Raw genomic sequence first — 20,099 nt, 5'->3', positions numbered from 1 at the left:
GCTTCCCTCGTCTTCCTTCTGGGGGATTTCCATCTCCGAGGAGATCGAGCGCCGCCCGCGCGGCGCTCGATCTCATAGGCGCTGCAAAAACATCGGCGAGCCCTTGGTGGCCCTCACCAAGCTTCCCGCCAAATCAATGTGCCTCAGGCACGATGATGTGCGACGGCACCTCGCTGGCCCGCCGCCGGGCAACGCAGTAATACAGCACACTCGGCACCACCAGCCCGATCAGCCAGGACACATCCACGCCGCCCAAATGCGCGATCATGGGCCCGGTATACAGCTTGGTGTCGATAAACGGCATCTGCACCAGCACGCCGAAGGTGTACACGCCGATCCCCGGCCAGTTCCAGCGGCCATAGCGGCCATTGGGGTCGGCCAGTGCCGGGATGTCGTAGCGCTCCTTGGTGATGAAGTAGTAATCCACCAGGTTCACCGCGCTCCAGGGCACGAAGAAGGTCAGCAGGAACAGGATGAACGACTTGAACGCCGTGAGGAACGAGTGCTGGCCGAGCAGGGCGACTAGCGTGGCGGCCCCAACGATAGCCAGCACGAACACCAGCCGTTGGGCGCGGCTGATCGACAGGTGGCCACGAAAACCGCTGATGATCGTGGCGATGCACATGAAGCTGCCGTAGCTGTTGAGCGTAGAGATGGTCACCTTGCCGAACGCGATGCAGAAGTACAGCAGCGCCGCCGTGGTGCCGGCGCCGCCCAGGCCGACGATGTAGGCCACTTCACGCCCGGAGAACTGCCCGCCGGCGATGGCGACAGCGAACACCCCCAGGACCATCGACGCCTGGGCGCCGATCACCGAACCCAGGCCTGCGGCGAGGAACGTCTTGATGGGCGAGGTGTTGCTGGGCAAGTAGCGCGAATAGTCGGCCACATAGGGGCCGAAGGCGATCTGCCAGGACGCCGCCAGGGAGACTGCGAGCAGGAAGGTCGCCCAGCTGAAATGGCGGTTGGCGAGCAGCTCGCTGATGTCGGCCAGCATCAGGATGCGGCTGAACAGATAGACGAAGGCGATGATCCCCAGCACGCTGGCCACGCGGCCGATCCAGTGAATCACCCGGTAGCCGGCCAGGGTCGCCAGCACGATCACCCCGGCGAACAGCAGGATGCCGGTGCTGTCGCTGACGCTGAGCAATTGGCCGATGGCCTGGCCGGACAGCACCGTGCCGGTGGCGGTGAAGCCCATGTACATCAGGCACACCAGCACCATGGGGATGGCTGCGCCGTAGACCCCGAACTGTACGCGGCTGGAGATCATCTGCGGCAGCCCCAGGCGCGGGCCCTGGGCGGCATGCAGGGCCATCACCGCGCCGCCGATCAGTTGGCCGATGAACAGGCCGATCAGCGACCAGAACACATCGCCGCCGAGCACCACGGCCAGGGCGCCGGTGACGATCGCGGTAATCTGCAGGTTGGCACCCAGCCACAGGGTGAACTGGCTGTAGACGCGTCCATGGCGTTCGGTTTCGGGGATGTAGTCGATCGAGCGCCGCTCGATCACAGGTTTGCTGGACATCGGGGAGTGCTCCGCTTCGTTGTTTTTGTGAAGGGCGGCGGCTATCGGCAGGACGCAGGGCGGATGGCCGAGGCTTGATCTGAGCATGTCTATACAAGTCCGGTCAAGTGAAGCTTGCGGCCGATTTTTCCTACTGTCATGGAGCCGATACAGCGCACTGTTACGCAAGGTCGGTACACAACTGTGCTGGTCCCTGGGCCTGCAACCGCCTTATGCTGTAACGAAATATGTCTAGAACAAGCCTGCAGAAGGAAAGCGTGCCATGCCACTCAAGGACCTGCTGATCGCCCTGGTGGTGATCATCGCCTGGGGCGTCAATTTCGTGGTCATCAAAGTCGGCCTCGACGGCCTGCCGCCGATGCTGCTGGGTGCCTTGCGCTTTCTGCTGGTGGCGTTTCCGGCGGTGTTGCTGGTGCGGCGCCCGAATTTGCCGTGGCGCTGGCTGATCGCCTACGGTGCGACCATCTCCCTGGGGCAGTTCGCCTTCCTGTTCCAGGCCATGTACAGCGGCATGCCGCCGGGGCTGGCGTCGCTGGTGCTGCAATCGCAGGCGTTCTTTACCCTCGGTTTCGCCGCGCTGTTCCTCGGTGAGCGGCTGCGCCTGGCCAGTGTGCTCGGGCTGCTGGTGGCGGCCGGGGGGCTGGCGGTGATCGGCAGCGAGCACAGCAGCCACGTGCCGCTGATCGCCTTGCTGCTGACCCTGTGCGGCGGCGCCATGTGGGGCATGGGCAACATCATCACCCGGCGCTTCGGCAAGGTCGACCTGGTGGCGCTGGTGATCTGGGGCGGGCTGATCCCGCCGCTGCCGTTTCTGGCGCTGTCGTGGTGGCTGGAAGGGCCGGAGCTGATCGCCCATGCACTGCTCAACATCAGTTGGAGCTCGGTGTTGGCCCTGGCCTACCTGGCGTTCGTCGCCACCATGGTCGGCTACAGCCTGTGGAGCACGCTGCTGTCGCGCCACCCGGCGGGCAAGGTGGCGCCGTTCTCGCTGCTGGTGCCGGTGATCGGCCTGAGTTCCTCGGCGTTGCTGCTAGGCGAGCGCTTGAGCCAGATGCAGGTCTGGGGTGGCCTGCTGGTGATGCTGGGGTTGCTGATCAATGTGTTCGGGCCACGGCTGGGGCAGCGCTTGAAGGCGGCCAGCGCGTAGTTCACGCCCGTTGTAGGAGCGGCCTTGTGCCGCGGAAGGGCCGCAAAGCGGCCCCAGATTTCTGCATTCACATATAAATCGCGGGGCTGCTGCGCAGCCCTTTCGCGGCACAAGGCCGCCTACAGAGCCCGTGCGAGCCAGGTGAGGAGCCGGCTTGCCGGCGATGCCGCACACCCTCTGTTAGACTCGGCCTCTTTTGCCATGTCAACGGAGCAGCCCATGATCATCTCTACCACCAGCCAACTCGAAGGCCGTCCGGTTGCCGAGTACCTCGGCGTGGTCAGCGCCGAATCGGTGCAGGGGATCAACTTCGTGCGTGATTTCTTCGCACGCTTTCGCGACGTCTTCGGCGGTCGTTCGCAGACCCTGGAAGGCGCACTGAAGCTGGCCCGCGAGCAGGCCACCGAGGAGTTGCAGGCGCGGGCACGGCAGTTGCAGGCCGATGCAGTGCTGGGCGTGGACTTCGAGATCAGCATGCCGTCGGTGCAGGGCGGCATGGTCGTGGTGTTCGCCACCGGCACGGCGGTGCGCCTGAAATAGCAATGTGCCATTGGTCGGGCAAGGGGATTTTGTCCGACTGGTCTGCAAATGACCGGCTAGTCTCACTTCATCAGGCCGCCGCTTCACTTGGGCAAACACGCTGTTTGTCGGCGCGGTCAGCATTGGAGGGAGTCACGGGCATGAGCGAATCCTACTTCGAAGACTTGAACGATTCATTTCCGATCAACAACCAGGTGCGTTGCGGCCAGGCGGCGTTCCAGCTGGGTTTCGCCAACATGACCCTGGACGAGTCGGAGCAGCTGCAACCGGCGCACCTGCAGCGTGCCAAGAAGGGGCGCTTCACCCCGCGGCTACCGCCTAAAAAGTGAACCTGCGCAGCGAACACCCCGCCCAACGGCGGGGTTTTTTTTGCATTCATTGATCCTGCGCATGGCAACGCAGGGTCGGGCTCGTCGCAGGCCGGCCGCTGTGGTTTGCTTGCGCGATTCACTCAGGGAGTACCGATTCAATGCGTATCAGGGAAGAAACCTACTGGCAGTGGGCCGACCCACAGTTGCACAGCCGCAGCCACGACGAGGCGCTGAGCGACGGCACCTGCATCGAGGTGCAGGTGCGTTTGTCGCGCCTGGGCGCCACGCAGATGTTCCTTGGGGTGTATGCCCAGGGTGGCAGGGCGCTGGTGGAGGAGTACTACCCGGCGCGCCCCGGCGAAACCATGACCCGCGCGCTGGTGTGGGGTGTGGATCGGGCCCGCGCCCTGGCTACGGGTGCCTTGCCGCTGCCCGTGCCGGCGCCGCGCCGGCTTCAGGCCTGAGGGTGGCGATTGCGGCTGGCCTGGACGATACGTTCGGCGGGCACCCGTAGCTGGCGCAACAGGTATTCGGCAAAGTCCACGGGCCAGGGTTGCAGGGCAATGGCCCTGGCCATGCAGTCCAGCCACTGTGCGCTGTGGCTTTCGTCGATTGGCCATTGCGCGTGGAACGACGGAATGGCGATCGAGCCGTAGCGCTCGCTGTACAGGCGCGGCCCGCCCAGCCAGCCACTGAGAAAGCACGCCAGCTTGTCGCGCGACGCAGACAGGTCGTGCGGGTGCATGCGCCGCAGGGGCGCGGCATCCGGCCGCTCATCCATCAACCGATAGAAATCGTCGACCAGCCGGCGCAGGCCATCGATGCCGCCGGCGGCCTGATAGGAGGCATCGTCGGTGCCGTAGGTTGGGGTATTCATCAGATGCTCCGCTGCACAGAAGCGGCCATTCTAGCAGGCATGAAAAAGCCCGGCCTTGCGGGGCCGGGCTCAAGCTGTGGTGGACGACGGGGTGTGTCAGTTCAGCGTGTCGATCACCTTGACTGCCTGGCGCTCGCGGGCGCCGGGCCATTCTTGTTGCAGGGTCTGCAGCACGCGGCCGACGAAACCGGTGTCGGCGGCGGCCTTCTTGCCGACGTAGCCCTGGCCACGGCGGTAGACCTTGAAGCGGGCGCGCATGCTGGGCATGTGCGATTCGAATTCGTTTTCGACCGTGTTCGGCGGCAGGCGGTCCAGGCGAACTTCGCCGGACTGGCTGACCCACAGCAGATGGTCGTCGAGGCTGTCCTTGCGCGCGGCGAACAGCTGGGCCAATTGGTCGATGGTTGGATTGTTGTTCAAGTTCATCATAAAGCCCCCATTACCCTATTCGTTGGGTGAAGTTCGTTGTGAAGTTCACATTCGGCGCCACAACATGTAGCGCACTAACCAAAGCTGCTACAGCAGCATCGCAACAGGGGCTTTCTCACGCTGCCTTCTGGGCAGTTTCCCTCTCCACGGACGGCCTGCGTTACCGCGCAAGCCGTCTGGAACACCCTTGCCACCGCTCCCGATCAGGGAGACGGCCTCATCATGCCCAAGGCCCGGGAAGGGCGTCAATAGGTTTGTAGTGAATATTTTTAGTCACTACATGTTGTCCGACAATCCTGCATTTGCTGTCAGACCAAGCCGTTATCGCCGTGTTCAAGGAAGCCCGGGCGTTGCCGCAGCCGGGCATGGTAGGCCTCCAGCGCCGGCAGCGGCGGGTGCTCCAGCGGGGTGCGGCGCCAGCGGTTGAGCGACAGGCCGATGACCACGTCGGCCAGGCTGAAATCGCTACCGGCGATGTAGGCGCCGGTGACCTGCAGGCGTTGCTCGAGCAGGCCCATCCGGGCGTTCCACAACGCGCTGCTGGCGGCCAGCTGTGCCGGGTCCTGGTGGGCTGGCGACTGGCGCACCAGCGACATGAACGGGTAGCGCCAGGCGTCGTTGAGGTCGGTGGCCTGCCAGTCCAGCCACTGGTCCACGGCGGCCCGGGCGCGTGGCGCCGACGGGTACAGGTGGCCGCCGTCGTACTGGTTGACCAGGTAGCGCAGGATGCTGTTGGACTCCCACAGCACGAAATCGCCATCGACGATCACGGGCACCATGGCGTTGGGGTTCAGGGCCAGGAACGCGGGCGTGTCGGTGGCCTGGAAGCCGCTGCCCCAGTCTTCGCGCTGGTACGGCAGGTTGAGTTCGGCGCAGGTCCACAGCACCTTGCGAACGTTGATCGACGAAGCTTTGCCAAGGATCTTCAACATGCTCATTGCTCCAGGCTGGACAGGATGCGTTGCGCGGCGCGCACGCGTTCCTCGTTGGGGTAGTTGCGGTTGGCGAGCAGGACGATGCCCATCTGCTTGGCGGGCACGAAGGCAGCATAGGCACCGAAGCCCCCGGTAGCGCCGGTCTTGTTGTACCAGGCTGCAGGTTCCGCAGGCGCTGATGGGCTCAAGGCACGGGTGGCCTGGGGTTCGCGGATCATCTTCGCGCCGTTGCCGGCCAGCAGGGTGTCGAGCGTGACCGGATAGGGGTAGCGCTCCCAGCCCAGGCCCTGGGTCATCGCGCCGACCTGGAAGTAGCCGCCCTGGGTGATGGCGATGGCCTTGCGCAGGGCCGGGTCCAGCTCGGCGGGCTGCACCTGCAACTGCACGTAACGCAGCAGGTCGCTGGCGCTGGTCTTGATGCCGTAGGCCTCGTCGGCATAAGGGCCCGGATTCACCCGCACGGGCTTGTTGGCAGCATCGTAGCCCTGGGCGTAGAGCCCGCGCTCCTTGGCCGGCACCTCAAGATAGGTGTGCTTGAGGCCCAGGCGTGGCAGCAGGCCCTGGGTCATCAGTTCGGCGAAAGGGCGCTGCTGCGAACGGGCGGCGAGGTCACCGAACAGGCCCAGGCTCGGGTTCGAATAGCAGCGCTGGGTGCCGTGCTCGGCAACGCGCTTCCAGTTTTTCAACCAGGCCAGGGTCTGCTCGGGCGTTTGCACCTCGTCCGGGAACTGCAGCGGCAGGCAATCGCCGCTGTAGGCGCCCAGCTCCAGTACGCTGGCGCTGCCGATCGGAGCATTGGCCAGGGCCGGCTGGTAGCGGCTGGCGGGGGCGTTGAGGTCAAGCTTGCCTTCGGCGCTGGCCAGGGCGGCGAGGGTGGCGGTGAAGGTCTTGCTCAGCGAGCCGATCTCGAACAGGGTGTCGCGGGTCACGGGCTGTTTGTCGTGCTTGTTGGCCCAGCCATAGCTGAAGTAATGCGACTGGCCATTGGCGTAGACCGCCACGGCCATGCCGGCGATGCCTTGCTCGCGCATCAGCGGCTGGATGATGCCATCGACCTGGCTTTGCAGGTCATCGGCCAGCAGCGGTGGTGCCACGAGAGCCAGGGCGGCGGTAAGCAGTGCGCGGTGGGTGCGGATCATCGAAAAGGGCTGTCCTTGTCAGGGGCGGGGAGGTGGTGTCCGTTGCGCGACACTGGCAGGGGTTCCAGCGTTAGCGGCGCAAGGCCCGAAACCTTATCGTCTGGCCTTGCACAATGACAAGACGGAACCTGTGATGAAGTATCTGCGCATGCTGTTCGACAATTTCACCCTGGCCTTGCTCGGGGTGGTGCTGATTGCCACCGTGCTGCCCTGTTCCGGCGAGGGCGCGCTGATGTTCGGCTGGTTGACCAACCTGGCCATCGGTCTGTTGTTCTTCCTGCATGGCGCCAAGCTTTCGCGGGAGGCGATCATCGCCGGTGCCGGTCACTGGCGCCTGCACCTGCTGGTGTTCTCCTGCACGTTCGTGCTGTTCCCGCTGCTGGGCATGGCGTTCAAGCCGCTGTTCGTGCCGCTGGTGGGCAATGAGCTGTACCTGGGTGTGCTGTACCTGTGCGCCTTGCCGGCCACGGTGCAGTCGGCCATCGCCTTCACTTCGCTGGCCCGTGGCAACGTGCCGGCGGCGATCTGCAGCGCCGCGGCATCGAGCCTGCTGGGCATCTTCCTGACGCCGCTGCTGGTCATGATGCTGCTTGGTGCGTCCGGCGATACCGGTTCGGGGCTGGACGCCGTTCTGAAGATCACCTTGCAACTGTTGGTGCCGTTCGTGGCCGGGCAGATTGCTCGGCGCTGGATCGGTGACTGGGTCAAGCGTAATGCGCGCTGGCTGAAGCTGGTCGACCAGGGCTCGATCCTGCTGGTGGTCTACACCGCGTTCAGCGAAGCGGTGGTCACCGGCCTGTGGCACACCGTGTCGCCACAACACCTGGCCGGGCTGTTCGCCGTGTGCGGGATCCTGCTGGCGGTGGTGCTGTTGGGCACCCGCGTGCTTGGGCGGGTGCTGGGGTTCAGTGTGGAAGACCGCATCACCATCCTGTTCGCGGGCTCCAAGAAAAGCCTGGCCACCGGCGTGCCGATGGCCCAGGTTTTGTTCGTGGGCAGTGGCATCGGGGCGATGATCCTGCCATTGATGCTGTTCCACCAGATCCAGCTGATGGTCTGCGCGGTCCTGGCGCAGCGCTATGCCGCGCGGGAATCTGCGGGTGAGGCGGCGACCGCAGGCTAGCCGAGGGTACGCTCGATGCCGCCCAGTACCAGGCTCTCCATCAGCGCCAGGCCCTGCGCTTCGCCCAGGTCGCGTTCGCGCAACCAGCCTGGCAGCTGGTTGAGCAGGGTCGCCAATACATGCCCGGTGGCGGCCAGGGCGGCGCCTTCGAGCCGTGCTTGCGGGGCGATCAGGCGCAGCAGGCCGGCTTCATAGCGCTCGCGCAACAGCAGCAGGCGCGCCTGCTGTGCCTCGCTGAGGCAACAGAAGTCGCGCTCGGCCAGGCGGAACTGCAACGGACGTTCGCCATGCAGCTGCCAGTGCGCGGCAATCAGGCAGGCCAGCACCGGCTTGCCCTTGGCCAAGGCCCTGCGGCCCTGGTCGAGGGTGGCCTGGAGCTCTTCGTAGAGCTCCTCGATCAGGTCGTAGAGCAGGTCCTGCTTGCTGGGGAAGTGGTGGTACAACGAGCCTGCGGTCAGCCCCACGTGCGCCGCCAGCTCACGCATGCTGACCTGGCCGAAGCCCTTTTCGGCGAACAGCGCCATGGCCCTGTCACGCCGCTCTTCGAAGTTGGCACAGCGCATTGCCGCGTTGACCGGGGGCATGGCCTGCTCCTTAGTAGGTGAAGAAGCCGCGACCGCTCTTGCGGCCCAGATAGCCGGCGGCAACCATTTCCTTGAGCAGCGGGGCAGGGCGGTACTTGCTGTCGTTGAAGCCCTCATGGAAGGCCTCCATGATCGCCAGCAGGGTGTCCAGGCCCACCAGGTCGGCCAGGGCCAGCGGGCCGATCGGCTGGTTGCAGCCCAGGCGCATGCCGGTGTCGATGTCCTCGGCACTGGCCAGGCCTTCCTGGCGCACGAAGATGGCCTCGTTGATCATCGGCACCAGGATGCGGTTGACCACGAAGCCTGGCCGGTTGCCGGCGGTGATCGGGGTCTTGCCGAGCTTTTCGGTGACCAGCAGCGCCTGGGCGTAGGTGCTGTCGCTGGTCTGCAGGCCACGGATGATCTCGACCAGGGCCATCATCGGCACCGGGTTGAAGAAGTGCACGCCGATGAAGCGCTCGGGGTGCTCGATGCTGGCGGCCAGTTGGGTGACCGACAGTGACGAGGTGTTGGTGGCGATCAGGCAGTCATTGCCGACGTTGACCGCCACCTGCTGCAGGATGCGTTGCTTGAGCTGCAGGTTCTCGGTGGCGGCCTCGATCACCAGCTGCGCGCTGGCCAGCTGGGCGTAGTCGGTGCTGGTGCGGATGCGGGTTTTCGCCGCCGCTGCGGTGCCTGCATCCAGGGTGCCCTTGTTGACCTGGCGCTCGAGGTTCTTGCCCAGGGTGGCCACGCCACGCTCCAGCGCGGCGTCGGACACGTCCACCAGCAGCACCTGGTAGCCGGCCACCGCGCACACCTGCGCGATGCCGTTGCCCATGGTGCCGGCGCCGATCACGGCGATCTGTTCGATAGTCATGTTGCCGGCTCCTTATACGCGTTCGAAGACAACGGCGATGCCCTGGCCGCCGCCGATGCACATGGTGGCCAAGGCGTAGCGGCCCTGCACACGCTGCAGTTCATGGATCGCCTTGGTGGCGATGATCGCGCCGGTGGCGCCCACTGGGTGGCCCAGGGAAATGCCCGAACCGTTGGGGTTGACCTTTTCCGGGTCGAAGCCCAGGGCGCGGGATACGGCGCAGGCCTGGGAAGCGAAGGCTTCGTTGGACTCGATCACATCCAGGTCGGCGACGTTCAGGCCGGCCTTTTCCAGCACTTTCTTGGTCGCCGGGATCGGGCCCAGGCCCATCAACTCGGGCTCTACGCCGGCATGGGCGTAGGCCACCAGGCGTGCCAGCGGCTTCAGGCCCAGGCGTTGCACGGCCTCACCGGTGGCCAGCACCAGGGCGGCGGCGCCGTCGTTGATGCTGCTGGCATTGCCGGCGGTGACGCTGCCGTCTTTCTTGAATGCAGGCTTCATGCCGGCCAGTTGCTCGGCACTGGCTTCGCCACGCACGTTCTCATCGACGCTGAACTGCACGCTGCCTTTGCGGGTCTTGATCTCGATCGGCACGATCTGGCTGTCGAAGCGGCCTTCGGCAATGGCGCGGGCGGCGCGGCGCTGGCTGGTCAGGGCCACTTCGTCCTGCATTTCGCGGGTGATGCCGTGGGCCGCCGCGACGTTCTCGGCGGTAATGCCCATGTGGAAGTGCTCGAATGGGTCCTGGAGGATGCCGACCATGTAGTCGATACCCTGCAAGTCACCCATGCGCGCGCCCCAACGGGCTTGTGGCAGCAGGTACGGGCCGCGGCTCATGGATTCGGCGCCGACGGCCAGGGCGATGTCGCTTTCACCCAGCAACAGGCCCTGAGCGGCCGAGACGATGGCCTGCAGGCCCGAGCCGCACAGGCGGTTGACGTTGAAGGCGGGGGTTTCCTTGGGCACGCCGGCATTCATCGAGGCCAGGCGGCTCAGGTAGGCGTCGCGGGGTTCGGTGGGGATCACGGTGCCCATCACCACGTGGCCGATCTGCTCGGCGCTCACACCCGAGCGCTCGATGGCGGCGCGGGTTACCTGGGTGGCCAGGTCGGCCAGCGGCAGGTCCTTGAGCGAACCGCCAAAACTGCCGATGGCCGAACGCACCGCGCTGACAACGTAGATTTCTGTGCTGCTCATAAAGGCTCCGTTTGCAAAGACATGGCGGGGCGGGGGCCGGCTCTGCGAGAATGGCGCCGCCTCAGGGTGGATCGAGTCTAGGCAAAGGCCTCAAGGCGGCCTATGCCGGATCTGTTCAGTCAACCTGGCATTTTTTGCCACTCAGCATAGACAGCGAACTTCAGCCATGCGCGATAGCGATACGGTCGCGGTGTACTTTCTCAACGCCATGCTGCACGCCTTGCGAGAGCGCCCGCAGGCGCGCGATGCCCACCTGCGCGCGGTAGGTATCGAGCCTGGGTTGTTGGCGCAGCCCCAGGCGCGGGTGTCGGCCAAGGCCTTCGCCCAGTTATGGCTGGCGTTGATCGACGAGCTCAACGATGAGTTCTTTCATCTCGACAGCCACGGCATGCCGCTGGGCAGCTTCGCCCTGATCTGCCGTGGGTTGATCCAGGAGCCCAACCTGGACAAGGCCTTGCGCCAGTGCCTGAGTAGTTTTGCGCTGTTTTTGCGTGACCTGCGCGGCACTGTCACGGTGCGCGGTGCGCGTGCGGTGATCAGCGTGCAGTCGAGCATCGAAGACCCGCTGACCCGGGTGTACGCAGAGGAAACCTACCTGGTGCTGGTGGTCGGCCTGCTGTGCTGGCTGGCCGGGCGGCGCATCGCCATCGACCGAACCGAGCTTGCGTTGACGCGCCCGGCCCAGGAGGACGACGCCTTGCTGTGGGGGCCGGACCTGCGCCTGGGCAGTGGCCGCACCGAGGTGGAGTTCGACAGCGCCTGGTTGCGCTTGCCGGTGATGCAGGATCTGCCTGCCCTGAAGACGTTCCTGCGCAGTGCGCCCCAAGGGCTGGTGATCCGCTTTCGCAATCAGAACGGCCTGGTGGCGGAGGTGTACCGCCACTTGCGCGCCCGCCACTATGGGCAGTGGCCAACCCTCAACGCCATGGCCGAGGGGCAACAGGTCAGTGCCAGCAGCTTCCGCCGCCAGTTGGAGCGCGAAGGGCGTTCATACCAGCAGATCAAGGACGAAGTGCGCCGGGCGATGGCCTTCGAGCTGTTGCGCGAGGGTTGCCTGAGCATTGCCGAGATTGCCGAACAGACCGGCTTCCAGGAGCCCAGCGCGTTTCACCGGGCGTTCAAGAAGTGGACCGGGCAGAGCCCGGGTAGTTACCGGGCCAGGCTTAGAGTGGTCTAGAGCCATCTCTGCTGAGATGTCATGAATTTGTGTTTGATTCGAGCCCGCTGGGGCCGCTGCGCGGCCCTATTGCGGCACAAGGGAGTACGGCTAAGTCTCAGGCCGGCACCATCGCAAAGCCCACGCCAAAGCGGTTCCAGGCATTGATGGTGGCGATGGCCAGGGTCAGGTTGGCGACTTCCTTGGGCTCGAAGTGCTCCTGCAGCGCCTCGTATTCACCCTGTGGCGCGCCATGCTCGGGCAGGCGGGTCAGGCTCTCGACCCAGGCCAGGGCGGCTCGCTCGCGCGGGGTGAAATAACGGGTTTCACGCCATACGCTCAAGGTCTGCAGGCGGGCTTCGGTCTCGCCGGCCTTGCGCGCATCGTTGGCGTGCAGGTTGACGCAGTAGGCGCAGCCGTTGATCTGCGAGGCGCGCAGGCGGATCAGTTCGAGCAGCGAATGCTCCAGCCCCGATTGGATCAGGGCCTGCTCGAGGCCGACCATGGCTTTGTAGGCTTCTGGGGCAGCTTTGGCCCATTCGATACGTTCGTGCATGGTGGTTCTCCGGGAAGGTGTTGAGGCGTGTAGCCACCTTAACGCCGCCCGGCAGCGCGCCGAATAGCCAATCCCACGCTTTGCCAGGAGGCCAATCCGCCATTCGCCTGGCCACTGAGGTGCATCCAATCTCTTCATTTCTACCGCTGCGGCCAAGCCGGGATAATGGCCGGGTCAATTGCGGAGTACCGATTCATGTCCCGAGAACACTTCATGCGCGAGGCCCTCGACCTGGCCCGCGCCAATATCCAGGCCGGTGGCCGCCCGTTCGGTGCCGTGCTGGTGTACCAGGGCCAGGTGATCGCCCGCGCCGTCAACGAGATCCACAGCACCCAGGACCCGACCAGCCACGCCGAGATGCAGGCCATCCGCCAAGCCGCCCAGGCTTTGGGCCGGGCACGCCTGGACGGTGCCGAGATCTACGCCAGTGGCCACCCGTGCCCGATGTGCCTGGCGGCCATGCATCTGTGCGGTGTGGAACGTGCCTGGTTCGCCTATGGCAACGACGAGGGCGAGCCCTACGGGCTGTCCACCGCCGCGGTGTACGCGCAGATGGCCCGCCCGCCGCAGCAGCAAAGCTTGCCGTTGCGCCCGCTCAAGCCCGCTGGCGAAGCGGGCCTGTATGCCCAATGGCAGCAGGCCAGCCAGGCATGAGGGGCGCGCTGAACCTGTTGCTGGTGGTGTTGCTGGCACTCAACCTGCGGCCGATCCTCACCAGCATCGGGCCACTGCTCGAGCCCATGCGTCAGAGTACCGGCCTGGGCTACCAGCAGGCGGCATTGCTGACGGCGCTGCCGGTGCTGTGCATGGGGCTGGTGCCGCTGTTGCAGCCATGGCTGCGGCGCTGGCTGAGCGAGCATGGCGGCATGCTCGCCGGGTTGGCGGCGATTGCCCTGGCCTGCCTGTGGCGACTGCAACTGGACAGCGCCTGGGCATTGATCGCCAGTGCGGTGGTCGCCGGGCTGGGTGTGGCGCTGGTGCAGGGCATGATGCCGGGGCTGGTCAACCGCTGGTTCCCCACGCGGCTGGCGGCGACCATGGGCTTGTATTCGGCGGCCCTGATGACCGGTGGCGGCCTGGCGGCGGTGCTGGGCCCCTCGATCACCGCGCACTTTGGCCATTGGCAGGCGGGGCTGGGCGTCTGGGCCTTGCCCGCGCTGCTGGCCGTGGTCGCCTGGGTTGCCCTGCGACCACGCCAGGCCACCCCCAGGCTGGCCGGCACGGGGGGCGGGCACTGGTTCGGCAATCGCCGCGCCTGGATGCTGGCGCTGTACTTCGGCCTGATCAATGGTGGCTACACCAGCATGGTGGCCTGGCTGCCGGCCTATCACCTGGAGCATGGCGGCACGGCCCAGGGCGGTGGTGAGCTGGTGGGGTTGATGACCATCTTCCAGGTGACCGGCGCCCTCGGCTTGCCGCTGCTGCTGCGCCGCCTGGCGGATCGTCGGCCTGGCTTGTGGTTGGCGCTGCTGATCCAGCTGGGCGGCTTCCTCGGCCTGCTGCTGGCGCCGGCCAGCGCCATGGGCCTGTGGGTGGCGATGATCGGCCTGGGCCTGGGCGCGTGCTTCAGCCTCAGCCTGACGCTGACCCTCGAACACCTGCGCACGCCGGCCGAAGCCGGCAGCCTGGCAGCCTTCGTCCAGGGCGTGGGGTTCATCGTCACCGGCATCGTGCCCTACATCACCGGCTGGCTGCGCGACGTCAGCGGCGACTTCCAGGCGTCCTGGACCCTGCTGACCTGCACCGTGCTGGCCATGCTGCTGGTCACCGCGTGCTTCGCCCCGGGTGGCTATGCCCGGGCCATCGCCCGGCCAGGGCAGGCAGGCGCCGCAGCGCTCAGCTGAGACGCTGCAGGGTATCGCGGACCCGGTCCAGCGCCGGGTCGATATCCAGCAGTTCGATGGCGCCGAAGCCCAGCAGCAACCCCGGGCGTACCGGGGCCTCGCTGAAGAACGGCGCCAACGAATACAGCCCCACCTCGACCTTGCGCGCCAGGTTGATCAGCAGCTCCATATCGACCCCCGGCTTGGCCAAGGCGCTCAGGTGGAAGCCGGCACTGGCCGGCACGGCCTCGAACCAGGTCGCCAGGTCGCCGCCAAGGCGCGCCAGGATCCGTTCGCGGCGGGCGCTGTAGACCTCGTGGCAGCGCCGGATGTGCTTGCTCAGGTGGCCTTCGCCAATGAAGCGCGCCAGGGCCCATTGCTGCAGGCTCGGGCTGTGCCAGTCGGTCAGGTGCTTGGCCACGCAGGCGGCCTGCAGCACCGCCGGTGGCAGCACCGCATAGCCCAGGCGCAACTCGGGCAGCAAGGTCTTGGAGAACGTGCCGACATAGGCCACCAGCCCATGGCGGTCCAGGCGCTGCAGGGCCTCGGCGGCCGGCCCCTGGTAGCGGAACTCGCAGTCGTAGTCGTCCTCGATGATCAGTGCACCCAGCGCGGCGGCCCGGGCCAGCAACGCCTGGCGCCGCCGTGCGCCCATGGGCATGCCCAGCGGGAACTGGTGCGAGGGGGTGACGTAGATCAGCCGGGTACCGGCCTCGATCTGTTCCACGCACAGCCCCTCATCGTCCACGGGCACCGACTGCACCTGTGCGCCGAGGGCCAGGAACAGCTGCCGCGCCGGTGGGTAGCCGGGGTCCTCCATGGCCACCTTGCAGCCCGGCTCGACCAGCACCCGGGCGATCAGGTCCAGGGCCTGCTGGGCACCATTGCACACCAGCACATCGGCGGCGCTGCAGTGCACGCCCCGGGCGAACGCGATGTGGTGGGCGATGGCTTCGCGCAACTCAGGCAAGCCCTGCGGCGAGAACTGCCGTTCGGTGTGCCGCTGGCTGCGCCGCAGGGCGTATTGCAGGCAGCTGCGCCACTGGTCGTAGGGGAACTGCGCCTTGCTTGAGGCGCCACCGATGAAGTCATAGCGCGAGGGGGCATCCAGCGCACGGCGTCCCAGCACCGTGGCGCGCAGGCGCCAGCGCTCCAGGGCGTCGGCAGCGGCCAGCGGGATGGCGTCGGCGGCGTCGGCTTGTACGGGTTGGCGAGGGGTGATGAAGGTGCCGCGGCCGACCACGCCGCTGAGCAGGTTGTCGTAGGTCAGGCGCGAGTAGGCTTCGGCCACGGTCTTGCGTGATACGCCCAGTTGCTCGGCCAGCAGGCGCGTTGGCGGCAGCTGGGTGCCGGCAGCCAGGTGGCCGCTGTCGATGCCGGCGCGCAATTGCTGGTAGAGCTGGTCGGCAAGGCCTTTGCGGCCTTCGAGGCGGATGTGCAGTTCCATCGGGGGCTGTGTCCGAAGCGCAGGGGTGTCAAAGCTTCGGGCTTCGCGCGGCAAGCTGCAAGAGGGCCGAACGGGCGGCCCTTGCTCAACGCGTCAAAGGCGGGCGGTACTGATGGTGATATAGCCTTTGTCGGGCAGGGCGATGCGGATCACCGTCTCGTCCTGCGGCGCCTTGCGTTTCTGCCGGATGCTGATGCCATCGACGGCCGCAGCCTGCATGTGCGCCGGGATGGCGCGACCCTGTTCGTCGAAGAAGGCTTCGCTGGCCAGCAGCTCGACGCGCTCGATCAGTTGGCGGGTGTGCTCGTCGGTGGCGCAAAAAAAGCGCACGCCGGACAGGTGCGGGTTGTCATCGGGGTTGCTGACCTCATGGGCCAGCAGCTGGCGCAGGGTGTGTTGCAGGGCTTCGGTGTGGCGGGTGTGCTCGGGCATGGTGAGGCCTCGTCGGGTGGGCTGGCCGCGCAGGGCGGGCATGACGACATCCAGGTCCGATCATGTTTTTGCAGGCGTAAGACGGAAAGCGGGCTGCTTCCGACTGAATTGTAGGAAGAGTCATAAATTATGCGAGTGCCCCGCGCCTTGCCTTGATCAGGATCAGCGCTGTCGCCGCTATGCCCGCTGCGGCACAATGGCCGACCTGTCCCCCTGCGTAGCGCCGAGGTTTGCCATGCACAGCCACTTCCAGCCCGTCGACCTGACCAAGGCCTATCGCCTGCTCAACCACGGCCCCACCGTGCTGGTTTCGGCCAGCCATGCCGGGGTCGACAATGTGATGGCTGCCGCCTGGGCCTGTGCTTTGGACTTCGACCCGCCCAAGGTGACCGTGGTGCTCGACAAGAGCGCCCGTACCCGCCAGTTGGTGGAGGGCAGTGGCTGGTTCGTGCTGCAGGTGCCCAACGCCGCCCAGGCACGGCTCACCCACCAGGTGGGCAACCAGAGCCTGTTCGACCAGCCCGACAAGCTGGCGCGTATCGGTGTCGAGCTGGCCCGCGTCGCCGGGTTCGAGGCGCCGCTGGTCAACGGCTGCTCGGCCTGGCTGATGTGCCGGGTGATCGACGAGCCGCACAACCAGCAAACCTACGACCTGTTCATCGGCGAAGTGGTCGCGGCCTGGGCCGATGACCGGGTGTTCCGCGACGGGCACTGGGCCTACGAGCATGCCGACCCCGACTGGCGCAGCCTGCATTACGTGGCGGGCGGGCACTTCTATGCCATTGGCGAGCCGCTGGTGATCGACCAGGGCGAATGAATCGAACCCGTCATTCCCCGCAGCAGTGCGGCTTGCCAGGGGCGCCTTCGTAGCGGTCGTGGTGGCGCACCCAGTCCATCGTCCCGCCCTCGTTGCGCCCCAGTGGGGCCAGGTCGAGGAAGTTGTAGGTATTGACCAGGATGTCCAGCCCGCGGGCGTAGGTGGAGTAGGTGTGATAGACGCTGCCGTCGCGGTCGCGAATGAACGCGCTCAAGCCCGGAAGCTCCGCCTCGTTGCCGGAGTAGGGCGCGTAGTTGTACTCGGCGCTGCCATCGGTGGCCACGCTCACGCCAAAGTCCTGGTTGAAACGGCTGTCGTGGGAGGAATACCAGGGAAAGCGCCAGCCCATGCGCTGGCGGAACGCCTGGAATTCGCCAAAGGGTGCGCGTGATACCGCCACCAGCGACACGTCGTGATGGGCCAGGTGCAGGTTGGCGCCGTCGAAATGGTCGGCGAGAAAGGAGCAGCCCGGGCAGCCTTCGTTCCAGCCCTCGGCGAACATGAAGTGGTAGACCAGCAGCTGGCTGCGCCCGGCGAACAGGTCGGCCAGGGCCAGTTCGCCGTCGGGGCCGTGGAAACGGTAGTTTTCTTCGACCTGTACCCAGGGCAGGGCACGGCGGGCGGCGGCGAGTTCATCGCGTTGGTGGGTGAGGGCTTTTTCATGCAGCCACAGTTGCCGGCGGGCGGCGAGCCATTGGCTGCGGGTGACCACCGGGTGATTGTTGTCGAGCGTGTTCATGAGGCGCGCTCCGCGCTGAGGGGATTCATTGAGTGGTCGAATGGGCGTTCGGGGAATCGACGGGGAGCGGGTGGGGGCGACGAGTGGTGGGGTGGGTTGTTTATAGCTTGAGAAAGTGTGTGGGCTGACAGGTGCCTGCCTGGACATCTCCAGCGCCTATCAGATCGAGCGCCGCCCGCGCGGCGCATCGCGGGACAAGCCCGCTCCCACATCTGTTTCGGGCCAATATGTCCTGTGCCATCACCTGGCCCGCCTTGTTGGTACGACGCGGTATCAAGGTGGGCACTGCTGGCGCCTCGCCCAACTTGAGACATGCACCAAAGCGGGCAGCGGTACCCTCACAGGCATAATTGGCCCGAAACAAATGTGGGAGCGGGCTTGTCCCGCGATGCGCCGCGCGGGCGGCGCTCGATCTCAAGGGCGCTGGAGATATCCAGGCGGACACCTGTCAGCCCACATCCAATCTCAACCCTCTCCCTGCATCCGCTCAATCAAGGCCCACAACCGCGGGTCATTGAAGTCGTCGATCACCAGCTGCGACCCAGCCCCATGCAGGCGCTCGGCCGTCTGCGTGGTAGCCAAACCCACCGTATAAATACCGGCATCGCTGGCCGCCTTGACCCCCGGCAACGAATCCTCAAAAGCCAGCGCCTGCCCGGCTTCAGCCTGCAAACGCTGCAGCCCGGTCAGGTAGGGCAGCGGGTCCGGCTTTGGCCTGGCCAGCTCATCGGCCACCAGCACATGTTCGAAACGTCCATCCAGCCCCATGGCCCCGAGCATGTGCTCGGCGTTCAGCCGCGGCGCATTGGTCACTACGCACACGCCCACCGCATGTTGCCGGGCATGGTCGAGCAGGCGCAGCAGGCCGGGCAGGGGTTCGAGGCTCGGTGACAGTTCGCGGAACAGCGCCTCCTTGCGCTCGGCCAGGGCCTGGCGCTGGGCCGCATCGGCCTGAGGGAACAGGTCGGCGAACAGCAAACCGTTGGAGCGGCCGCTGACCTGCAGGTCGAACTGCTCCTGGGTCAGTTCGCGGCCATCGTAATCGTGCAGGAGCTGGCGGAAGGCCTGCAGGTGCAGGGTATCGGTGTCGGTGAGCGTCCCATCGAGGTCGAACAGCAAGGCGGTAAGCATCGGGCATCCTGGCGTTGAAGAATCAATTCAGCAGCATCATAGCCAAAGCCGACGACGAAGGGGGCTGTTCAGTGTTTCACAAAAAGAGTACAAATGTGCTCCATGGACAATCTGACCCCCAAACGCCGCGCCATTCTCGATTTCATTCGTGAGCGCATCACCGAACATGGCCAGCCGCCCTCGCTGGCCGATATCGCCGAGCGCTTCGGTTTTGCCTCGCGCAGCGTGGCGCGCAAACACATCACCGCCCTGTGCCAGGGCGGCTTCATCGACGTCACCCCCAACCAGGCGCGCGGTATCCGCCTGGCCGAGCCGCTGCGCCGGCCGGAGATTCTCGAACTGCCGGTGCTCGGCCAGGTCGCCGCAGGCGCTCCCATCGGTCCCGATCTCGACATTCACGAGCAATTGCTGCTCGACCCTAGTCTGTTTCGCCGTACCCCCGACTACCTGCTCAAGGTGCGTGGCGACTCGATGGTCGACGACGGTATCTTCGATGGCGACCTGGTCGGCATCCGCCAGCAGGGCGAGGCGCGCGACGGCCAGATCGTGGTCGCCCGGCTCGATGGCGAGGTCACCATCAAGCGCCTGCAGCACACCCGCGACGGCTACCGCCTGTTGCCACGCAACCCGCACTACCAACCCATCGACGTAGGCCCCGAGCACGAGTTCTTCATCGAAGGCGTGTTCTGCGGCTTGCTGAGGCGTGACTGATGGGCGCGGTGGTCGACCTCGACCGGCTGCTCGACCAGCGCCAGGTGTGGCGCGGCCGGCAGGCCCAGGCCCGGCCGGTTGGCTTGCAGCCCAGCGGGCATGCCGCGCTCGATGCACGGCTGCCAGAGGGCGGCTGGCCGGCGGCGGCATTGAGCGAGTTGCTGCTGGCCAGCCCAGGCGTGGGTGAGCTGCAGTTGCTCTGGCCGACGCTGGCACGGCTGACCGCCGCCAGTGAGCGGGTCGTGCTGGTGGCCCCACCCTTCATTCCCTATGCCCCGGCCTGGCAGGCAGCGGGTGTCGACCTGCGTTGGCTGGTGCAGGTCGACAGCGAGCGTGACGATGCCCTGTGGGCCGCCGAGCAATGCCTGCGCTCGGGCAGTTGCGCGGCGGTGCTGTGCTGGCCGGGGCGCGCCGATGACAAGGCCTTGCGTCGCCTGCAGGTGGCGGCGGAAACCGGTAACGCACTGGCGTTCGCCTGCCGCCCGCAGCAGGCCGCACTCAACCCGTCACCCGCCGCGCTGCGGATCGCCATCGACACCCGCCCGCCCCAGTGGCGGGTGCTCAAGTGCCGGGGCGGCCTGCCCCCCGCCAGCCCTATTGCCCGGGGCTGAAGCA

General features: G+C 66.2%; 24 protein-coding genes. 11 read left to right on the top strand and 13 right to left on the bottom strand.

Annotation, left to right across the window (positions count from 1 at the left end):
• Window positions 1-133: 133 nt before the first annotated feature.
• Window positions 134-1,531, bottom strand: coding sequence for a purine-cytosine permease family protein (locus ACO6VM_RS03785; protein ID WP_422402782.1), 1,398 nt, complete (start codon window positions 1,529-1,531; stop codon window positions 134-136).
• Between the two features lie 262 nt (window positions 1,532-1,793).
• Here ACO6VM_RS03785 and ACO6VM_RS03780 point away from each other — a divergent pair, with 262 nt between their 5' ends.
• From ACO6VM_RS03780 to ACO6VM_RS03765, 4 genes are all read left to right on the top strand, one after another.
• Window positions 1,794-2,678, top strand: a complete 885-nt coding sequence (locus ACO6VM_RS03780; RefSeq protein WP_390968776.1) for an EamA family transporter — start codon at window positions 1,794-1,796, stop codon at window positions 2,676-2,678.
• Window positions 2,679-2,897: 219 nt separating this feature from the next.
• Window positions 2,898-3,218: a YbjQ family protein gene (locus ACO6VM_RS03775; RefSeq protein ID WP_110995759.1), complete on the top strand. Its 321-nt coding sequence runs from the start codon at window positions 2,898-2,900 to the stop codon at window positions 3,216-3,218.
• 140 nt (window positions 3,219-3,358) lie between these two features.
• Window positions 3,359-3,547 (top strand): hypothetical protein, encoded by a 189-nt coding sequence (locus ACO6VM_RS03770; RefSeq protein ID WP_422402781.1) that lies wholly within the window; start codon window positions 3,359-3,361, stop codon window positions 3,545-3,547.
• A gap of 140 nt (window positions 3,548-3,687) precedes the next feature.
• Window positions 3,688-3,993 carry a hypothetical protein gene (locus ACO6VM_RS03765; protein WP_347149968.1) on the top strand — a complete coding sequence of 102 codons (306 nt, stop codon included), beginning with the start codon at window positions 3,688-3,690 and terminating at the stop codon, window positions 3,991-3,993.
• On the opposite strand, the gene ACO6VM_RS03760 is transcribed toward ACO6VM_RS03765, so the two are convergent.
• The 4 genes from ACO6VM_RS03760 to ampC form a co-directional block, all read right to left on the bottom strand.
• Window positions 3,984-4,406: a group II truncated hemoglobin gene (locus ACO6VM_RS03760; RefSeq protein WP_422402780.1), complete on the bottom strand. Its 423-nt coding sequence runs from the start codon at window positions 4,404-4,406 to the stop codon at window positions 3,984-3,986. The two genes, ACO6VM_RS03765 and ACO6VM_RS03760, sit on opposite strands and share 10 nt — an antisense overlap.
• A gap of 96 nt (window positions 4,407-4,502) precedes the next feature.
• Complete coding sequence (locus ACO6VM_RS03755) at window positions 4,503-4,835, bottom strand: hypothetical protein (protein WP_347149966.1); 333 nt, start codon at window positions 4,833-4,835, stop codon at window positions 4,503-4,505.
• A 308-nt stretch (window positions 4,836-5,143) separates the two neighbouring features.
• Complete coding sequence (locus ACO6VM_RS03750) at window positions 5,144-5,767, bottom strand: glutathione S-transferase family protein (protein WP_401057426.1); 624 nt, start codon at window positions 5,765-5,767, stop codon at window positions 5,144-5,146.
• A 2-nt stretch (window positions 5,768-5,769) separates the two neighbouring features.
• Window positions 5,770-6,909, bottom strand: coding sequence for a class C beta-lactamase (ampC, locus tag ACO6VM_RS03745; RefSeq protein ID WP_422402779.1), 1,140 nt, complete (start codon window positions 6,907-6,909; stop codon window positions 5,770-5,772).
• A 133-nt stretch (window positions 6,910-7,042) separates the two neighbouring features.
• On the opposite strand from ampC, the gene ACO6VM_RS03740 reads away from it, so the two are divergent.
• Window positions 7,043-8,032: a bile acid:sodium symporter family protein gene (locus ACO6VM_RS03740; RefSeq protein ID WP_390968784.1), complete on the top strand. Its 990-nt coding sequence runs from the start codon at window positions 7,043-7,045 to the stop codon at window positions 8,030-8,032.
• Here ACO6VM_RS03740 and ACO6VM_RS03735 read toward each other — a convergent pair.
• The 3 genes from ACO6VM_RS03735 to ACO6VM_RS03725 are packed head-to-tail and all read right to left on the bottom strand — an operon-like array spanning window position 8,029 to window position 10,672.
• Window positions 8,029-8,616 carry a TetR/AcrR family transcriptional regulator gene (locus tag ACO6VM_RS03735; protein ID WP_110995767.1) on the bottom strand — a complete coding sequence of 196 codons (588 nt, stop codon included), beginning with the start codon at window positions 8,614-8,616 and terminating at the stop codon, window positions 8,029-8,031. The genes ACO6VM_RS03740 and ACO6VM_RS03735 overlap by 4 nt on opposite strands.
• Before the next feature lie 10 nt (window positions 8,617-8,626).
• Window positions 8,627-9,475 (bottom strand): 3-hydroxybutyryl-CoA dehydrogenase, encoded by an 849-nt coding sequence (locus ACO6VM_RS03730; protein WP_125858443.1) that lies wholly within the window; start codon window positions 9,473-9,475, stop codon window positions 8,627-8,629.
• Between the two features lie 12 nt (window positions 9,476-9,487).
• Window positions 9,488-10,672, bottom strand: coding sequence for an acetyl-CoA C-acyltransferase family protein (locus ACO6VM_RS03725; RefSeq protein WP_422402778.1), 1,185 nt, complete (start codon window positions 10,670-10,672; stop codon window positions 9,488-9,490).
• A gap of 166 nt (window positions 10,673-10,838) precedes the next feature.
• On the opposite strand from ACO6VM_RS03725, the gene ACO6VM_RS03720 reads away from it, so the two are divergent.
• Window positions 10,839-11,849, top strand: a complete 1,011-nt coding sequence (locus tag ACO6VM_RS03720) for an AraC family transcriptional regulator ligand-binding domain-containing protein (RefSeq protein ID WP_422402777.1) — start codon at window positions 10,839-10,841, stop codon at window positions 11,847-11,849.
• Between the two features lie 97 nt (window positions 11,850-11,946).
• Here the strand turns inward: ACO6VM_RS03720 and ACO6VM_RS03715 are convergent, their stop codons facing one another.
• Window positions 11,947-12,384 carry a carboxymuconolactone decarboxylase family protein gene (locus tag ACO6VM_RS03715; protein ID WP_125463880.1) on the bottom strand — a complete coding sequence of 146 codons (438 nt, stop codon included), beginning with the start codon at window positions 12,382-12,384 and terminating at the stop codon, window positions 11,947-11,949.
• Between the two features lie 195 nt (window positions 12,385-12,579).
• Here ACO6VM_RS03715 and ACO6VM_RS03710 point away from each other — a divergent pair, with 195 nt between their 5' ends.
• A complete protein-coding gene (locus ACO6VM_RS03710; protein WP_125463881.1) occupies window positions 12,580-13,038 on the top strand; it encodes a nucleoside deaminase in 459 nt (152 codons plus the stop codon).
• Window positions 13,035-14,228, top strand: coding sequence for a cyanate transporter (locus tag ACO6VM_RS03705; RefSeq protein WP_422402776.1), 1,194 nt, complete (start codon window positions 13,035-13,037; stop codon window positions 14,226-14,228). Before ACO6VM_RS03710 ends, ACO6VM_RS03705 begins: the two co-directional genes overlap by 4 nt.
• Here ACO6VM_RS03705 and ACO6VM_RS03700 read toward each other — a convergent pair.
• Entirely contained in the window at window positions 14,221-15,654 is a 1,434-nt protein-coding gene (locus ACO6VM_RS03700; protein WP_422402775.1) for a PLP-dependent aminotransferase family protein, read from the bottom strand. The genes ACO6VM_RS03705 and ACO6VM_RS03700 overlap by 8 nt on opposite strands.
• A gap of 93 nt (window positions 15,655-15,747) precedes the next feature.
• Window positions 15,748-16,086, bottom strand: coding sequence for a hypothetical protein (locus ACO6VM_RS03695; protein WP_401057448.1), 339 nt, complete (start codon window positions 16,084-16,086; stop codon window positions 15,748-15,750).
• A gap of 235 nt (window positions 16,087-16,321) precedes the next feature.
• Between ACO6VM_RS03695 and ACO6VM_RS03690 the strand changes: the two genes are divergently transcribed.
• Entirely contained in the window at window positions 16,322-16,903 is a 582-nt protein-coding gene (locus ACO6VM_RS03690; protein WP_125858449.1) for a flavin reductase family protein, read from the top strand.
• A gap of 10 nt (window positions 16,904-16,913) precedes the next feature.
• Here ACO6VM_RS03690 and ACO6VM_RS03685 read toward each other — a convergent pair whose 3' ends face one another.
• Window positions 16,914-17,642: a DUF899 domain-containing protein gene (locus ACO6VM_RS03685; protein WP_401057418.1), complete on the bottom strand. Its 729-nt coding sequence runs from the start codon at window positions 17,640-17,642 to the stop codon at window positions 16,914-16,916.
• 465 nt (window positions 17,643-18,107) lie between these two features.
• Complete coding sequence (locus ACO6VM_RS03680; RefSeq protein ID WP_401057417.1) at window positions 18,108-18,773, bottom strand: HAD family hydrolase; 666 nt, start codon at window positions 18,771-18,773, stop codon at window positions 18,108-18,110.
• A gap of 93 nt (window positions 18,774-18,866) precedes the next feature.
• Between ACO6VM_RS03680 and lexA the strand changes: the two genes are divergently transcribed.
• Window positions 18,867-19,484 (top strand): transcriptional repressor LexA, encoded by a 618-nt coding sequence (gene lexA, locus ACO6VM_RS03675; RefSeq protein WP_189654545.1) that lies wholly within the window; start codon window positions 18,867-18,869, stop codon window positions 19,482-19,484.
• Complete coding sequence (gene imuA, locus ACO6VM_RS03670) at window positions 19,484-20,095, top strand: translesion DNA synthesis-associated protein ImuA (RefSeq protein WP_401057416.1); 612 nt, start codon at window positions 19,484-19,486, stop codon at window positions 20,093-20,095. The genes lexA and imuA overlap by 1 nt, the downstream gene beginning before the upstream one ends.
• Window positions 20,096-20,099 lie beyond the last annotated feature (4 nt).

Source organism: Pseudomonas sp. GZD-209 (genome assembly GCF_049310485.1).
Classification (GTDB): Bacteria; Pseudomonadota; Gammaproteobacteria; order Pseudomonadales; family Pseudomonadaceae; genus Aquipseudomonas; species Aquipseudomonas sichuanensis.
Note: the sequence above shows the minus strand (reverse complement) of the source record. Positions and strands in the feature narration are given on the sequence as shown.

What these genes read in the sequence shown, in the direction of transcription:
- ACO6VM_RS03755 (WP_347149966.1), bottom strand. Translation starts at nt 4,835, where the DNA reads ATGATGAACTTGAACAACAATCCAACCATCGACCAATTGGCCCAGCTG.
- ampC (WP_422402779.1), bottom strand. Translation starts at nt 6,909, where the DNA reads ATGATCCGCACCCACCGCGCACTGCTTACCGCCGCCCTGGCTCTCGTG.
- ACO6VM_RS03765 (WP_347149968.1), top strand. Translation starts at nt 3,688, where the DNA reads ATGCGTATCAGGGAAGAAACCTACTGGCAGTGGGCCGACCCACAGTTG.
- ACO6VM_RS03750 (WP_401057426.1), bottom strand. Translation starts at nt 5,767, where the DNA reads ATGTTGAAGATCCTTGGCAAAGCTTCGTCGATCAACGTTCGCAAGGTG.
- imuA (WP_401057416.1), top strand. Translation starts at nt 19,484, where the DNA reads ATGGGCGCGGTGGTCGACCTCGACCGGCTGCTCGACCAGCGCCAGGTG.
- ACO6VM_RS03690 (WP_125858449.1), top strand. Translation starts at nt 16,322, where the DNA reads ATGCACAGCCACTTCCAGCCCGTCGACCTGACCAAGGCCTATCGCCTG.
- ACO6VM_RS03710 (WP_125463881.1), top strand. Translation starts at nt 12,580, where the DNA reads ATGTCCCGAGAACACTTCATGCGCGAGGCCCTCGACCTGGCCCGCGCC.
- ACO6VM_RS03720 (WP_422402777.1), top strand. Translation starts at nt 10,839, where the DNA reads ATGCGCGATAGCGATACGGTCGCGGTGTACTTTCTCAACGCCATGCTG.
- ACO6VM_RS03695 (WP_401057448.1), bottom strand. Translation starts at nt 16,086, where the DNA reads ATGCCCGAGCACACCCGCCACACCGAAGCCCTGCAACACACCCTGCGC.
- ACO6VM_RS03760 (WP_422402780.1), bottom strand. Translation starts at nt 4,406, where the DNA reads ATGAATACCCCAACCTACGGCACCGACGATGCCTCCTATCAGGCCGCC.
- ACO6VM_RS03715 (WP_125463880.1), bottom strand. Translation starts at nt 12,384, where the DNA reads ATGCACGAACGTATCGAATGGGCCAAAGCTGCCCCAGAAGCCTACAAA.
- ACO6VM_RS03780 (WP_390968776.1), top strand. Translation starts at nt 1,794, where the DNA reads ATGCCACTCAAGGACCTGCTGATCGCCCTGGTGGTGATCATCGCCTGG.
- ACO6VM_RS03725 (WP_422402778.1), bottom strand. Translation starts at nt 10,672, where the DNA reads ATGAGCAGCACAGAAATCTACGTTGTCAGCGCGGTGCGTTCGGCCATC.
- ACO6VM_RS03785 (WP_422402782.1), bottom strand. Translation starts at nt 1,531, where the DNA reads ATGTCCAGCAAACCTGTGATCGAGCGGCGCTCGATCGACTACATCCCC.
- ACO6VM_RS03735 (WP_110995767.1), bottom strand. Translation starts at nt 8,616, where the DNA reads ATGCCCCCGGTCAACGCGGCAATGCGCTGTGCCAACTTCGAAGAGCGG.
- ACO6VM_RS03685 (WP_401057418.1), bottom strand. Translation starts at nt 17,642, where the DNA reads ATGAACACGCTCGACAACAATCACCCGGTGGTCACCCGCAGCCAATGG.
- ACO6VM_RS03775 (WP_110995759.1), top strand. Translation starts at nt 2,898, where the DNA reads ATGATCATCTCTACCACCAGCCAACTCGAAGGCCGTCCGGTTGCCGAG.
- ACO6VM_RS03730 (WP_125858443.1), bottom strand. Translation starts at nt 9,475, where the DNA reads ATGACTATCGAACAGATCGCCGTGATCGGCGCCGGCACCATGGGCAAC.
- ACO6VM_RS03705 (WP_422402776.1), top strand. Translation starts at nt 13,035, where the DNA reads ATGAGGGGCGCGCTGAACCTGTTGCTGGTGGTGTTGCTGGCACTCAAC.
- ACO6VM_RS03740 (WP_390968784.1), top strand. Translation starts at nt 7,043, where the DNA reads ATGAAGTATCTGCGCATGCTGTTCGACAATTTCACCCTGGCCTTGCTC.
- ACO6VM_RS03700 (WP_422402775.1), bottom strand. Translation starts at nt 15,654, where the DNA reads ATGGAACTGCACATCCGCCTCGAAGGCCGCAAAGGCCTTGCCGACCAG.
- lexA (WP_189654545.1), top strand. Translation starts at nt 18,867, where the DNA reads ATGTGCTCCATGGACAATCTGACCCCCAAACGCCGCGCCATTCTCGAT.
- ACO6VM_RS03680 (WP_401057417.1), bottom strand. Translation starts at nt 18,773, where the DNA reads ATGCTTACCGCCTTGCTGTTCGACCTCGATGGGACGCTCACCGACACC.
- ACO6VM_RS03770 (WP_422402781.1), top strand. Translation starts at nt 3,359, where the DNA reads ATGAGCGAATCCTACTTCGAAGACTTGAACGATTCATTTCCGATCAAC.